Source organism: Hydrogenophaga sp., assembly GCF_025699295.1.
Classification (GTDB): domain Bacteria; phylum Pseudomonadota; class Gammaproteobacteria; order Burkholderiales; family Burkholderiaceae_C; genus Hydrogenophaga.
Genome location: NZ_JAILWB010000013.1, coordinates 76,914 through 91,392 on the forward strand (window position 1 = coordinate 76,914; position 14,479 = coordinate 91,392).

Consider the following 14,479-nt stretch of genomic DNA (forward strand, 5'->3'; position numbering starts at 1 on the left):
ATTGTTGTTGCAATGCAATATGCTCGCAGTCCCGTTTTTGCATTCATGCCCCCACGAACCGAGAAGGAAGCGCCATGAACACGGCAGCCGAGCAGCAATACCTCCAGCAACACGGCCTGTACGACCCGGCCAATGAACACGATGCGTGCGGCGTGGGCTTTGTGGCGCACATCAAGGGTGAGAAGAGCCATGCCATCGTGCAGCAAGGCCTGAAGATCCTGGAGAACCTCGATCACCGGGGGGCGGTGGGTGCCGACAAGCTGATGGGCGACGGTGCTGGTCTGCTCATTCAGTTGCCTGACGCGCTGTACCGAGAGGAAATGGCCAGTCAGGGTGTGACGCTGCCCCCGGCGGGCGAATATGGCGTGGGCATGATCTTCATGCCCAAGGAGCACGCCAGCCGCCTGGCTTGCGAGCAGGAGATGGAGCGTGCCATTGCGGCCGAGGGGCAGGTGCTTCTGGGTTGGCGCGATGTGCCAGTCAATGCCGACATGCCCATGTCACCCACGGTTCGCGCGAAGGAGCCGATCATCCGCCAGGTGTTCATCGGCCGTGGTAACGACGTGATCGTGCAGGATGCGCTGGAGCGCAAGCTGTACGTGATCCGCAAGACAGCGAGCGCCGCCATCCAGCGCCTCAAGCTGACCCACAGCAAAGAGTATTACGTGGTCAGCATGAGCAGTCGCACCGTGGTCTACAAGGGACTGCTACTGGCTGATCAAGTTGGTACCTACTTCCGTGATCTGGAGGACGAACGCTGCGTCTCCGCCCTAGGGCTGGTGCATCAGCGCTTCTCCACCAACACCTTCCCCGAGTGGCCGCTGTCGCACCCGTACCGCTACGTTGCACACAACGGCGAGATCAATACGGTCAAGGGCAACTACAACTGGATGAAGGCGCGCGAGGGCGTGATGTCCTCGCCGGTGCTGGGTGCCGATCTGCAGAAGCTGTATCCGATCAGCTTCGCCAGCCAGTCCGACACAGCCACCTTCGACAACTGCCTGGAACTGCTGACCATGGCGGGCTACCCGCTGGCGCAGGCGGTGATGATGATGATCCCCGAACCCTGGGAGCAGCACACCACCATGGACGTGCGCCGCAGGGCGTTCTACGAATACCACGCCGCCATGATGGAGCCATGGGACGGCCCGGCGTCGATCGTGTTCACTGATGGCCGGCAGATCGGTGCGACGCTGGATCGCAACGGTCTGCGCCCCTCGCGTTACTGCATCACCGACGACGATTTCGTGATCATGGGTTCCGAGTCGGGCGTTCTGCCAGTGCCCGAGAACAAGATCGTGCGCAAATGGCGCCTGCAGCCCGGCAAGATGTTCCTGATCGACCTGGAACAGGGCCGCATGATTGACGATGAGGAGCTCAAGGCCAACCTCGCCAACAGCAAACCCTACAAGCAGTGGATAGACAACCTGCGCATTCGTCTGGACGACGTGGACACGCCCGAAGCGGGCGAATCGGCCCAGGAACTGCGCATCAGCGCCACGGAGCCGCAGACCGCCGGCATGGACCCGGTTGCGCCCGAACTGCTTGATCGCCAGCAGGCCTTTGGTTATACGCAGGAGGACATCAAGTTCCTGATGAGCCCCATGGCCGCCAACGGCGAGGAGGGCATTGGTTCCATGGGCAACGACAGCCCGCTGGCCGTGCTCTCTGACAAGAACAAGCCGCTGTACAACTACTTCAAGCAGCTGTTCGCGCAGGTGACCAATCCCCCGATCGACCCGATCCGCGAGGCGATCGTGATGTCGCTGGTGTCCTTCATTGGTCCCAAGCCCAATCTGCTCGACATCAACCAGGTCAACCCGCCCATGCGGCTGGAGGTGAGCCAGCCGGTGCTCGATTTCGCCGACATGGCCAAGCTGCGCGATATCGAATCGGCGACACAAGGCAAGTTCCGCAGTCACACGCTGGACATCACCTACCCGGCACATTGGGGGCGCGCCGGCGTGGAGGCCCAGTTGGCCTCACTGTGCGCCGGGGCGGTGGATGCCATCAAGGGCGGCAAGAACATCCTCATCATCAGCGACCGTGCGGTGAGCGCCACGCGCATCGCCATTCCCGCGCTGCTGGCGCTCTCGGCGATCCACCAGCACCTCGTGCGCGAAGGGCTGCGCACCACCGCTGGCCTGGTGGTGGAGACCGGCACGGCGCGCGAGGTGCACCATTTCGCCGTGCTTGCCGGCTACGGCGCGGAGGCCGTGCACCCCTACCTGGCCATGGAAACTCTGGCCGCGATCCACAAGGGCCTGCCAGGGGACCTGAGCGCGGACAAGGCGATCTACCACTATGTGAAGGCGATCGGCAAGGGACTGTCCAAGATCATGTCCAAGATGGGTGTGTCGACTTACATGTCGTACTGCGGCGCGCAGCTGTTCGAGGCCATCGGTCTCAACAGCGAGACGGTCGACAAGTACTTCACCGGCACCGCCAGCCGCGTGGGCGGCATCGGCGTGTTCGAGATCGCCGAAGAAGCCATCCGCATGCACAAATCCGCGTTCGGCGACGATCCGGTGCTGGCGACCATGCTCGACGCGGGCGGGGAATACGCCTGGCGCGTACGCGGCGAGGAGCACATGTGGACGCCCGATGCCATCGCCAAGCTGCAGCACAGCACGCGCGCCAACAACTGGAACACCTACAAGGAATACGCGCAGATCATCAACGACCAGAACCGCCGTCACATGACCCTGCGCGGTCTGTTCGAGTTCAAGATCGACCCGAGCACCGCGATCTCGATCGACGAAGTGGAGCCCGCGTCCGAAATCGTCAAGCGCTTCGCCACCGGTGCCATGTCGCTCGGCTCCATTTCCACCGAGGCGCACGCCACGCTCGCCGTGGCCATGAACCGCATCGGCGGCAAGAGCAACACCGGTGAAGGCGGCGAGGACGCGATGCGCTACCGCAACGAGCTCAAGGGCATTCCGATCAAGCAGGGCCAGACCATGTCCGACCTGCTGGGCAAGGACACGTTCGAGGTCGACTACGAGCTCCAGGAAGGGGACTCGATGCGCTCGCGCATCAAGCAGGTCGCCTCCGGGCGTTTTGGCGTTACCGCCGAGTACCTCAACAGCGCGGACCAGATCCAGATCAAGATGGCGCAGGGCGCCAAGCCGGGCGAAGGCGGGCAGCTACCTGGCGGCAAGGTCAGCGACTACATCGGCAAGCTGCGCCACAGCGTGCCGGGCGTGGGCCTCATCAGCCCGCCGCCGCACCACGACATCTACTCCATTGAAGATCTTGCACAGCTCATTCACGACCTGAAGAACGTGGCGCCGCACGCCAGCATCAGCGTCAAGCTGGTGTCCGAGATCGGCGTGGGCACCATCGCCGCGGGTGTGGCCAAGTGCAAGGCCGACCATGTGGTGATCGCCGGCCACGACGGGGGCACCGGTGCTTCGCCGTGGTCGTCGATCAAGCACGCTGGCAGCCCCTGGGAGATCGGCCTGGCCGAGACGCAGCAGACGCTGGTGCTCAACCGCCTGCGCAGCCGCATTCGCGTCCAGGCCGATGGCCAGATGAAGACCGGACGGGACGTCGTCATTGGCGCATTGCTCGGTGCGGACGAATTCGGCTTCGCGACCGCGCCGCTGGTGGTCGAGGGCTGCATAATGATGCGCAAGTGCCACCTCAACACCTGCCCCGTGGGCGTGGCCACGCAGGACCCGGTGCTGCGCAAGAAGTTCAGCGGCAAGCCCGAGCACGTGGTGAACTACTTCTTCTTCATCGCCGAGGAAGCGCGCCAGATCATGGCGCAGCTGGGCATCCGCAAGTTCGACGACCTGATCGGCCGTGCCGACCTGCTTGACATGAAGCAGGGCATCGAGCACTGGAAGGCGCGCGGGCTGGATTTCAGCCGCCTGCTGGCATTGCCCTCCGTGCCCGCCGACGTGCCCCGCCTGCACACCGAGAACCAGGAGCACGGCCTGCACAAGGCGCTGGACATGGTGCTGATCGAGAAGTCTCGCCCGGCCATCGACAAGGGCGAGCGCGTGCAGTTCATCGAGGTGGCGCGCAACGTCAACCGCTCGGTGGGTGCCATGCTCTCGGGTGCGGTGACGAAGGTGCACCCCGAAGGCCTGCCCGATGACAGCATCCGCATCCAGCTTGAGGGCACCGGTGGCCAGTCGTTCGGTGCGTTCCTGACCAAGGGCATCACGCTCTACCTGATCGGCGACGCCAACGACTACACCGGCAAGGGCCTCTCGGGCGGCCGCGTGGTGGTACGCCCCAGCATCGACTTCCGTGGTGACGCCGCGCGCAACATCATCGTCGGCAACACCGTGATGTACGGCGCGACCACCGGCGAGGCCTACTTCAGCGGCGTGGCGGGCGAGCGTTTCGCCGTGCGCCTGTCGGGCGCCACCGCGGTGGTCGAAGGCACGGGGGATCACGGCTGCGAGTACATGACCGGTGGCACCGTGGCCGTGTTGGGCAAGACCGGGCGCAACTTCGCCGCCGGCATGAGTGGCGGCATCGCCTACGTGTACGACGAGGATGGCGAGTTCGCCAGGCGCTGCAACACGGCCATGGTCAGCCTGGAAAAGGTGCTCCCTGCAGCCGAACAGGAGGCCACGATGGACCGCGCCATCTGGCACCGGGAGCAAAGCGACGAGGCACAGCTGAAGAAACTGCTCGAGGAGCACAACCGCTGGACAGGCAGCAAGCGCGCGCGCGAACTGCTCGACTCGTGGGCCCAGTCGCGCGGCAAGTTCGTGAAGGTGTTCCCGAACGAATACAAGCGCGCGCTCGGCGAGATCCATGCCCGCAAGGCCGCGGCCGTTGTCACGACCAAGGCACAGGTCACCGCCAAGAAGGCCACGGCGCCTGCCAAGTAAGCCCGCCGCACGCACTCAAAAGAAGGAACCGCATCATGGGTAAAGTCACCGGCTTCATGGAATACGAGCGTCTGGAAGAGGGCTACAAGCCCGTGCCGGAGCGCGTGAAGCACTACAAGGAATTCGTCGTCGGCCTCAGCGAGCCCGAGTCCAAAGTGCAGGCGGCGCGCTGCATGGATTGCGGCACACCGTTCTGCAACAGCGGTTGTCCGGTCAACAACATCATTCCTGACTTCAACGACCTCGTGTACCAGGGCGACTGGCAGAACGCCATCACCGTGCTGCACAGCACCAACAACTTCCCCGAGTTCACCGGCCGCATTTGCCCTGCTCCCTGCGAGGCGGCCTGCACACTCAACGTCAACGACGACCCGGTGGGCATCAAGTCGATCGAGCACGCCATCATCGATCGTGCCTGGGCCGAGGGCTGGGTGCAGGCGCAGCCGCCGCGCCACAAGACCGGCAAGAAGGTGGCGGTGGTCGGATCTGGCCCGGCCGGAATGGCCGCCGCCCAGCAGCTCGCGCGCGTGGGCCACGACGTGACCCTGTTCGAGAAGAATGACCGTGTGGGCGGTTTGCTGCGCTACGGCATTCCCGACTTCAAGATGGAGAAGAGCCACATCGATCGCCGCGTGGCGCAGATGGAGGCCGAAGGTGTGGTCTTCCGCACCGGCGTCATGGTGGGCGAGTTGCCCAAGGGCAGCAAGGTCACCAACTGGGCCCGGGAAACCGTCACACCCGAACAGCTGCAGAAGGGCTTCGATGCCGTGCTGCTGACCGGTGGCGCGGAGCAGAGCCGCGATCTGCCGGTGCCGGGTCGCGACCTGGACGGCATCCACTTCGCGATGGAATTCCTGCCACAACAGAACAAGGTGAATGCCGGCGACAAACTCAAGGGCCAGCTGCGCGCCGACGGCAAGCACGTGATCGTGATCGGCGGTGGCGACACCGGCAGCGACTGCGTGGGCACCAGCAACCGCCACGGCGCGCTCAGCGTGACCCAGTTCGAGGTGATGCCCCAGCCCCCCGAGGAAGAGAACAAGCCCTTGGTGTGGCCGTACTGGCCGCTCAAGCTGCGCACCAGTTCCAGCCATGAGGAAGGTTGCGTGCGCGAGTTCGCCATTTCCACCAAAGCCTTCATCGGCGAAAAGGGCAAGGTCACCGGTCTACAGACGGTGCACGTCGAGATGAAGGACGGCAAGCTGGTCGAGATTCCCGGCACCGAGAAGACCTACCAGGCCGACATGGTTCTGCTGGCCATGGGCTTCGTGAACCCGGTCGCCACCATCCTGGACGGTTTCGGGGTGGAGAAGGATGCGCGCGGCAATGCCAGGGCCAGCACCGAGTTCACCGGAGGCTACGCCACCAACGTGCCCAAGGTGTTTGCCGCCGGTGACATGCGCCGTGGTCAGAGCCTGGTGGTGTGGGCGATCCGCGAAGGCCGCCAGGCCGCACGTTCGGTCGATGAATTCCTGATGGGTTTCTCCGACCTGCCGCGCTGAGATTTCACCCGACACCGCTGACATTTATCGAAACACAACGGCACTCGGGGCTTGCCCCGAATCCCGTATCATCCAAAAAACCGGGCTTTGAATCGCCCGGTTTTTGTTTGATGCCCACCGATCCCAGCCCCATCCTGGTCGAACTGCGCAACCTGACCTTCGGGTACGGGGAGCGCGCCATTCTCGACAACATCTCGCTGACCGTGCCGCGTGGCAAGGTCACGGCGCTCATGGGCGCATCCGGCGGCGGCAAGACGACGGTGCTGCGCCTGATCGGTGGTCAGATCCGGGGCCAGTCCGGCCAGACCCTGTTCGACGGGGCGGATGTCACGACCATGGGGTCGAAGGCTTTGTACGAAGCGCGCCGGCGCATGGGCATGCTGTTCCAGTTCGGCGCCCTGTTCACCGACATGAGCGTGTTCGACAACGTGGCCTTTCCGCTGCGTGAACACACGCAACTGCCCGACGCCCTGGTGCGCGACATCGTGCTGATGAAGCTCAATGCCGTCGGACTGCGTGGCGCGAGGAACCTCATGCCCAGCGAACTATCGGGCGGCATGGCGCGGCGCGTGGCGCTGGCGCGTGCAATCGCCCTGGATCCTGAACTCGTGATGTATGACGAGCCTTTTGCCGGCCTGGACCCGATCTCGCTCGGCACAGCAGCGCGCCTGATCCGCCAGCTCAACGACGCCATGGGTCTCACGAGCATCGTGGTCTCGCACGATCTGGACGAGACCTTCCACATCGCCGATCAGGTGATCGTGCTGGCCAACGGCAGGATTGCGGCCCAGGGCACGCCCGATGAGGTGCGCCACAGCCAGGACCCGCTGGTGCATCAGTTTGTCAACGCGCTGCCCGACGGCCCGGTGCGCTTCCACCATCCCGGGCCGGAACTCGCCGACGACTTCGGCCCCGCCCGTTCCGGAGGCCGCCGATGAACCGCCTGCACCCTGCGCGCGTGGGCCGAGCCGTGCGCCTGCAACTGGCTGGCATCGGTCAGGGCACGCGCCTGTTCTGCCGCCTTGTGTGGTTGTTCGGCGCCGCGTTGCGCCGGCCGGCGCTGGTGCGTGATCAGGTGCACTTTCTGGGCAACCACTCGCTCGCCATCATCGGCGTCTCGGGCCTGTTCGTCGGCTTTGTGCTGAGCCTGCAGGGCTACTACACCCTGCAACGCTACGGTGCCACGGAGGCCCTGGGGCTTCTGGTGGCGCTCTCGCTGATGCGCGAACTCGGTCCGGTGGTCACCGCGCTGCTGTTCGCCGGTCGCGCCGGCACCTCGCTCACCGCCGAAATCGGCCTCATGAAGGCGGGTGAACAACTCAGCGCCATGGAGATGATGGCGGTCGACCCGGTGCGCCGCGTGCTGGCCCCGCGCTTCTGGGCTGGCGTGATTGTCATGCCCCTGCTGGCGGCGGTGTTCAGCGCGATCGGCATCATCGGCGGCTGGGTCGTGGGCGTGCTGCTCATCGGTCTGGACAGCGGCGCCTTCTGGAGCCAGATGCAGGGCGGGGTGGACGTCTGGGCCGACGTCGGCAACGGCATCGTCAAGAGCGTGGTGTTCGGCTTTGCCGTGACTTTCGTGGCCCTGTTCCAGGGCTTCGAGGCGCATCCCACGCCTGAAGGGGTTTCTCGCGCCACCACCCGCACTGTGGTGGTGGCTTCGCTGAGCGTGCTGGCGCTGGACTTCGTCCTTACCGCCATGATGTTCAGCATCTGAATGGAGTGCTGAAAATGGACATGCAAACTTCCAGGAACGACGTCTGGGTCGGGCTGTTCGTGCTGATCGGCGCGGCGGCCATCCTGTTTCTCGCGCTGCAGTCGGCCAATCTGCTGAGCCTGAACTTCGAGAAAACCTACCATGTGACCGGCCGTTTCGACAACGTGGGCGGTGTCAAGCCCAAGGCAGCGGTGCGCAGCGCGGGCGTGGTGGTCGGTCGCGTCGAATCCATCACCTTCGACGACACGACCTTCCAGGCCAATATCCGTCTGGAGCTGCAGTCGCGCTATGCGTTTCCCAAGGACAGTTCGCTCAAGATCCTCACCAGTGGATTGTTGGGCGAGCAGTACATCGGCATCGAACCCGGAGGCGACGAGCGCAACATCGCCGACGGCGACGTGATCACCCAGACGCAGTCGGCGGTCATCCTGGAAAACCTGATCAGCCAGTTCCTGTTCAGCAAGGCAGCCGAGGGTGGAAGCAACGCTACCGCAGAGCCCGTGAACAAGTAGACGGGGCTTGTGGGGGCATTGCAACAGCGCGCCCTGAAGGCGGCGGGTGGCCGCAGACAATGCCCGAGATTGCGCAGGAAAAACATACGGGTGCACAACCCAGGGGAACCCACACATGACTCACCTCCACAAGCCTCCCGCGGCCACGGCGAAAGCCGTTGCGCTGGCGCCGTTGCTGGCGCTGCTGTCGGCATGTGCCACCGGGCCGGACGCCAATCCGCGCGACCCGCTCGAGCCGTTCAACCGAGGCGTGTACCAGTTCAACGACGCCGTCGACACGGCGGTGCTCAAGCCCGTGGCCACTGTCTACCAGGATGTCACGCCCAGCCCCATGCGAACCGGTGTGGGCAACTTCTTCGGCAACCTGGGGGATCTCTGGTCGTCGGTGAATGCCGGTTTGCAACTGCGCCCTCGTGAAGCGACGGAGAACCTCATGCGCTTCAGCGTGAACACGGTGCTGGGCCTGGGTGGGGTGCTGGACCTTGCGTCCGAGATGGGTATTCCACGCACGCGACTGGATTTCGGGCAGACCCTCGGGTTCTGGGGTGCACCGTCCGGGGCTTACCTGGTGTTGCCGGTGTTCGGGCCGTCCTCGGTGCGCGATGGCACGGGCCTGGTGATCGATTCCTATGGCGATCCCGTGGGGGGCATGGACCACGTGCCATCCCGCAATTCACTCACCGCGTTGCGGGTGGTCGACACCCGGGCGGGCTTCCTCAGGGCCAGCTCCCTCCTGGAGGACGCCGCGCTCGACAAATACAGCTTCACGCGCGACCTCTACCTGAACCGCCGCCAGAGCCAGGTCGACGACATGATCGACCGCGGCATCGGCCTGGGTGACGGCTGGGAAGGCGATGGCGCGGATACGAATCGCAACGATTGAAGGGGAACCCCTTCACAATCCCGGCCGTCCGATGAACTACGCTGCGGTGTCTGCAGCAGGGCCGATGGCCTCGAAAGGAACCACATGATGAAACGCCGATCCTGGCTCGCCGCCCTGATGATGACCGCTGCCAGCGCGTTGTCCGTTCCTGCCATGGCGCAGGACGAAGCGCCCGATGCCCTGGTCAAGCGGGTCTCGGCTGAGGTGCTTGCCGCCATCAAGGCCGACCCCGCCATCCAGTCCGGCGACGTGAGTCGCATCATTGCGCTGGTGGACAGCAAGATCATGCCCAACGTGAACTTCACGCGCATGACCGCCTCGGCGGTGGGGCGCTACTGGCGCCAGGCCACGCCCGAGCAGCAGAAAAAGCTGCAGGACGAGTTCAAGACCCTGCTCGTGCGCACCTACTCCGGCGCGCTCGGTGAAGTCAAGGACCAGTCCCTGAGTTTTCGCCCGATGCGCTCGCGGCCTGAGGACACTGAGGTGGTCGTGCGCTCCGAGGTGCGTGGCAGGGGCGAGCCGATCCAGCTCGACTACCGTATGGAAAAAACGCCCACCGGCTGGAAGATTTACGACCTGAACGTCCTGGGTGTGTGGCTGGTGGAAACCTATCGCACGCAGTTCGCGCAGGAAATCGGCAGCAAGGGCATCGACGGGTTGATCGCCTCGCTGGTACAGCGCAACAAGAGCAGCACCGCCAAAGCCAGCTGATCGCCGCAGCATGGTGCAACCCGCCGACATCCTTGCGCTGCCCGAGCGTCTGACTCTTGCCGAGGCAGGGCATACCTTGGCACGGCTGGGCGGCGCGCTGTCACAACATGCAGGCCCGTCCGTGACAGTCAGCGCCAGCGCGTTGCAGGTGTTCGACTCCTCGGCGCTCGCGGTGCTGCTGGAGTTGCGCCGGCAACTGGCCGCGCAGGGCAGGGCGCTGCAAGTCAATGGCTGGCCGCCTCGTCTGAAGGAACTCGCCGCGCTCTACGGCGTGCAGGAGTTGCTCGCGGCCTGACGGCGGCAAGGCGGGTGACCCTTTGCCAGCGTGGCTGGGAGGGGCACGCATAAAATACCCGGTTCACCGGCGGCAGCCAGATGTCCTGCCCCGCAGGCCGGTGGATCTTGGGTTTCACCCGCGCATGCCAGCCGTCTCATTCCAGAACGTTTCCAAGAGCTATTCGACCTCGCGCGGCGAACTGCATGCGCTGCAGTCGGTGTCGTTCGATATCGAACAGGGCGAGTTCTTCGGCCTGCTCGGGCCCAATGGTGCGGGCAAGACCACCCTCATCAGCGTGCTCGCTGGCCTGGCGCGCGCCACGGCCGGTCGCGTTCTCGTGCACGGCAGCGACGTGCAGGCCGACTATGCCGCCGCGCGCCGCCAGCTCGGCGTGGTGCCGCAGGAACTGGTGTTCGACCCCTTCTTCAACGTGCGCGAGGCCCTGCGCATCCAGTCGGGCTACTTCGGCATGGCGCGCAACGACGCCTGGATCGACGAACTGCTCGAAGGACTGGGCCTCACCGACAAGGCCAACGCCAACATGCGCCAACTCTCGGGCGGCATGAAGCGCCGGGTGCTGATCGCGCAGGCTTTGGTGCACAAGCCACCCGTGATCGTGCTCGACGAACCCACGGCCGGTGTGGACGTGGAACTGCGCCAGACCCTGTGGCAGTTCATTTCCGACCTCAACAAACGCCTGGGCAGCACCGTGCTTCTGACCACGCATTACCTGGAGGAGGCCGAGGCCCTGTGCGGGCGCATCGCCATGCTCAAGCAGGGCCGGGTCGTGGCGCTGGAATCCACGTCCGCGTTGCTCGCGCGCGCGGCGTCCAATGTGCTGCGCTTCAAGACAGATGCGCCCTTGCCGATCGACCTCGCCGTGCAGGCCCGCATCACCGGGCGGGTGGTGCAGCTGCCGGCGAATGATGCGCTGGCTGTCGAGCGCATCCTCGCGCGCCTGCGCGAGGTGGGTGTCTCGCCCGAAGACATCGAGATCCGCAAGGCCGATCTGGAGGACGTGTTTCTCGACCTCACGGGCACGGGGCCAAGGTCTGTCGCGCCGGCCACCGCGGTGGAGGTGTCGGCATGACCGGCTGGCAGACCCTGTTCTACAAGGAGGTATTGCGTTTCTGGAAGGTCGGTTTCCAGACCGTGGCCGCCCCGGTGATCACCGCCATCCTGTACCTGATGATCTTCGGCCACGTGCTGGAGGACCGTGTGCAGGTCTACGACTCGGTGAGTTACACCGCCTTTCTGCTGCCCGGCCTGGTGATGATGAGCGTGTTGCAGAACGCTTTCGCCAACAGCTCGTCGTCGCTGATCCAGAGCAAGATCATGGGCAATCTGGTGTTCCTGCTGCTCACGCCGCTGTCGCACCGCGCCTGGTTCGTGGCCTATGTCGGCTCGTCGGTGGTGCGTGGCCTGGCCGTTGGTCTGGGCGTGATGATGGTCACCTGGTGGTTCGCCCAGCCCTCACTGGTGGCGCCGCAGTGGATCCTGGCGTTCGGCTTGATGGGCGCGGCCCTGCTGGGCGCGCTGGGCCTGATCGCGGGCCTGTGGGCCGAGAAGTTCGACCAGATGGCTGCGTTCCAGAACTTCATCATCGTGCCCATGACCTTCCTGTCGGGCGTGTTCTACTCCATCCATTCCCTGCCCGACTTCTGGCAGCGCGTGAGCCACCTTAATCCCTTTTTCTACATGATCGACGGCTTCCGCTATGGCTTCTTCGGCGTGAGCGATGTCTCGCCCTGGATCAGCCTGGGCCTGGTGGGTGGCGCGCTGGCCATCGTCAGCGCGATCGCGCTGCACCTGCTCAAGACCGGCTACAAGATCAGGCACTGACATGACAGCAGAAGAACTCCAGCACATCATCGCCACGGGCCTGCCCTGTGAGCATCTCGAAGTCACCGGCGACGGCCGCCACTGGGCGGCGGTGATCGTCTCGCCCGCGTTCGAGGGCCTGCGCGCGATCAAGCGCCACCAGGCGGTCTACGGCACGCTGGGCGGTCGCATCCAGACCGACGAGGTGCATGCCCTGTCGATGAAGACCTACACCCCCGCCGAGTGGGCGGCTCAACCCCGGACCTGACGCGCCCATGGACAAACTGAGAATCAACGGTGGCCGAACCCTGCGGGGCGAGGTGACCATCTCCGGCGCCAAGAACGCTGCGTTGCCCGAACTGTGCGCAGCCTTGCTAACCCCAGAAGCGGTGACCCTGAACAACGTGCCACGCCTGCGCGACGTGGCCACCATGCGGCAGTTGCTTGACAACATGGGTGTGCAGACGCAGACCCATGGTGAGCGCGGTGGCTTCACCTTGCAGGCGACCGGACCGATCAAGGCCGAGGCGCCGTACGAACTCGTCAAGACCATGCGCGCGTCGGTGCTGGTGCTCGGCCCGCTGCTCGCGCGCTTCGGCCACGCCCGCGTCTCCCTGCCGGGGGGCTGTGCCATCGGCTCGCGGCCGGTCGACCAGCACATCAAGGGCCTGCAGGCCATGGGCGCCGACATCGTGGTCGAACACGGCTACATGGTTGCCGGACTGCCGGCGGGCAAGACGCGCCTGCACGGCGCGCGCATCGCCACCGACATGGTGACCGTGACCGGCACCGAAAACTTCATGATGGCCGCGGCGCTGGCCGAGGGCGAGACGCTGCTGGAGAACGCCGCGCAGGAGCCCGAAATCAGCGACCTGGCCGAGATGCTGATCGCCATGGGCGCGAAGATCGAAGGCCACGGCAGCAGCCGCATCCATATTCAGGGCGTGGAGCGGCTGCGCGGCTGCACCCATCAGGTGGTGGCCGACCGTATCGAGACGGGAACCTTCCTTTGTGCCGTCGCCGCCGCTGGCGGAGACGTGGTGTTGCGCCACGGCCGTGCCGACCACCTGGATGCGGTGATCGACAAGCTTCACGAGGCTGGTGCCGAGATCGAGGCTGGCAAGGACGCACAGGGCGACTTCATCCGCGTGCGTGCCTCCGGACGCCTCAAGGCCCAGAGCTTCCGCACGACCGAGTACCCCGGCTTTCCCACCGACATGCAAGCCCAGTTCATGGCTTTGAACTGCATTGCAGAAGGTGCGAGCAAGGTGACGGAGACCATCTTCGAGAACCGCTTCATGCACGTCAACGAACTGGTAAGGCTGGGCGCGCGTATCCAGACCGATGGCAAGGTCGCCGTGATCGAGGGTATCCCGCGCCTGTCGGGCGCCACCGTCATGGCGACCGATCTGCGCGCCTCGGCCAGTCTGGTGATCGCCGGTCTGGTGGCTGAGGGGGAGACCATCGTCGACCGCATCTACCACCTGGACCGGGGTTACGACCAGATGGAAGCCAAGCTGCGCGGCATCGGCGCCGACATCGAGCGCATCAAATGATCACGTTAGCCCTTTCCAAAGGCCGCATCTTCGACGAGACCCTGCCGCTGCTCAAGGCCGCAGGGATCGAAGTGCTGGAGGACCCCGAGAAGTCGCGCAAGCTGATCCTGCCGACCAGCAACCCCGACGTGCGCGTGGTGCTGGTGCGCGCCAGCGACGTGCCGACCTATGTGGAGCACGGCGGCGCCGACCTGGGCGTGACCGGCAAGGACACGCTGATCGAGCATGGCGGGCAGGGCCTGTACCAGCCGCTGGATCTGAACATATCGCGCTGCCGCGTCAGCGTGGCGGTGCGTGCCGACTTCGACTACGCCTCGGCGGTGCGGCAGGGCTCGCGGCTCAAGGTGGCCACCAAGTACACCTCGATCGCACGCGAGTTCTTTGCTGGCAAGGGCGTGCATGTGGACCTGATCAAGCTGTACGGCAGCATGGAACTGGCGCCCCTCACGGGCCTGGCCGACGCCATCGTCGACCTGGTGTCCACCGGCAACACGCTCAAGGCCAACCACCTCGTCGAGGTCGAGCACATCATGGACATCAGCGCGCGCCTGGTGGTCAACCAGGCCTCGCTCAAGCTCAAGCAGGCGGCCATCCGCCCCATCATCGACGCGTTCGCGCAAGCCATCGCCAAAGAAGTCCCGTGATCC

At 65.0% G+C, this 14,479-nt stretch carries 13 protein-coding genes; all 13 read left to right on the forward strand.

Annotated features, from left to right (window positions below; translation table 11 throughout):
* The first annotated feature begins 74 nt into the window (after positions 1-74).
* The 13 genes from K5880_RS15235 to hisG all read left to right on the forward strand — a co-directional run bounded on the left by K5880_RS15235 (position 75) and on the right by hisG (position 14,476).
* Complete coding sequence (locus K5880_RS15235; RefSeq protein WP_297653968.1) at positions 75-4,853, forward strand: glutamate synthase-related protein; 4,779 nt, start codon at positions 75-77, stop codon at positions 4,851-4,853.
* 35 nt (positions 4,854-4,888) lie between these two features.
* Positions 4,889-6,355 (forward strand): glutamate synthase subunit beta, encoded by a 1,467-nt coding sequence (locus K5880_RS15240; RefSeq protein WP_297653970.1) that lies wholly within the window; start codon positions 4,889-4,891, stop codon positions 6,353-6,355.
* Between the two features lie 110 nt (positions 6,356-6,465).
* Positions 6,466-7,293, forward strand: coding sequence for an ABC transporter ATP-binding protein (locus K5880_RS15245; protein ID WP_297653972.1), 828 nt, complete (start codon positions 6,466-6,468; stop codon positions 7,291-7,293).
* Complete coding sequence (gene mlaE, locus K5880_RS15250; protein ID WP_297653974.1) at positions 7,290-8,072, forward strand: lipid asymmetry maintenance ABC transporter permease subunit MlaE; 783 nt, start codon at positions 7,290-7,292, stop codon at positions 8,070-8,072. Before K5880_RS15245 ends, mlaE begins: the two co-directional genes overlap by 4 nt.
* Positions 8,073-8,092: 20 nt before the next feature.
* Positions 8,093-8,584 carry an outer membrane lipid asymmetry maintenance protein MlaD gene (mlaD, locus tag K5880_RS15255; RefSeq protein ID WP_297654188.1) on the forward strand — a complete coding sequence of 164 codons (492 nt, stop codon included), beginning with the start codon at positions 8,093-8,095 and terminating at the stop codon, positions 8,582-8,584.
* Positions 8,585-8,699: 115 nt separating this feature from the next.
* Complete coding sequence (locus tag K5880_RS15260) at positions 8,700-9,467, forward strand: VacJ family lipoprotein (RefSeq protein WP_297653976.1); 768 nt, start codon at positions 8,700-8,702, stop codon at positions 9,465-9,467.
* Between the two features lie 87 nt (positions 9,468-9,554).
* Complete coding sequence (locus K5880_RS15265) at positions 9,555-10,178, forward strand: phospholipid-binding protein MlaC (RefSeq protein WP_297654191.1); 624 nt, start codon at positions 9,555-9,557, stop codon at positions 10,176-10,178.
* 10 nt (positions 10,179-10,188) lie between these two features.
* Positions 10,189-10,473: an STAS domain-containing protein gene (locus K5880_RS15270; protein WP_366883064.1), complete on the forward strand. Its 285-nt coding sequence runs from the start codon at positions 10,189-10,191 to the stop codon at positions 10,471-10,473.
* A gap of 124 nt (positions 10,474-10,597) precedes the next feature.
* Positions 10,598-11,545, forward strand: coding sequence for an ABC transporter ATP-binding protein (locus K5880_RS15275; protein WP_297653979.1), 948 nt, complete (start codon positions 10,598-10,600; stop codon positions 11,543-11,545).
* Positions 11,542-12,297, forward strand: a complete 756-nt coding sequence (locus tag K5880_RS15280; RefSeq protein ID WP_297653981.1) for an ABC transporter permease — start codon at positions 11,542-11,544, stop codon at positions 12,295-12,297. Before K5880_RS15275 ends, K5880_RS15280 begins: the two co-directional genes overlap by 4 nt.
* A 1-nt stretch (position 12,298) precedes the next feature.
* Positions 12,299-12,544, forward strand: coding sequence for a BolA family protein (locus tag K5880_RS15285; RefSeq protein WP_297653983.1), 246 nt, complete (start codon positions 12,299-12,301; stop codon positions 12,542-12,544).
* 7 nt (positions 12,545-12,551) lie between these two features.
* Complete coding sequence (murA, locus tag K5880_RS15290) at positions 12,552-13,832, forward strand: UDP-N-acetylglucosamine 1-carboxyvinyltransferase (protein ID WP_297653985.1); 1,281 nt, start codon at positions 12,552-12,554, stop codon at positions 13,830-13,832.
* Complete coding sequence (gene hisG / locus K5880_RS15295) at positions 13,829-14,476, forward strand: ATP phosphoribosyltransferase (protein WP_297653987.1); 648 nt, start codon at positions 13,829-13,831, stop codon at positions 14,474-14,476. Before murA ends, hisG begins: the two co-directional genes overlap by 4 nt.
* The last annotated feature ends 3 nt before the right edge of the window (positions 14,477-14,479 follow it).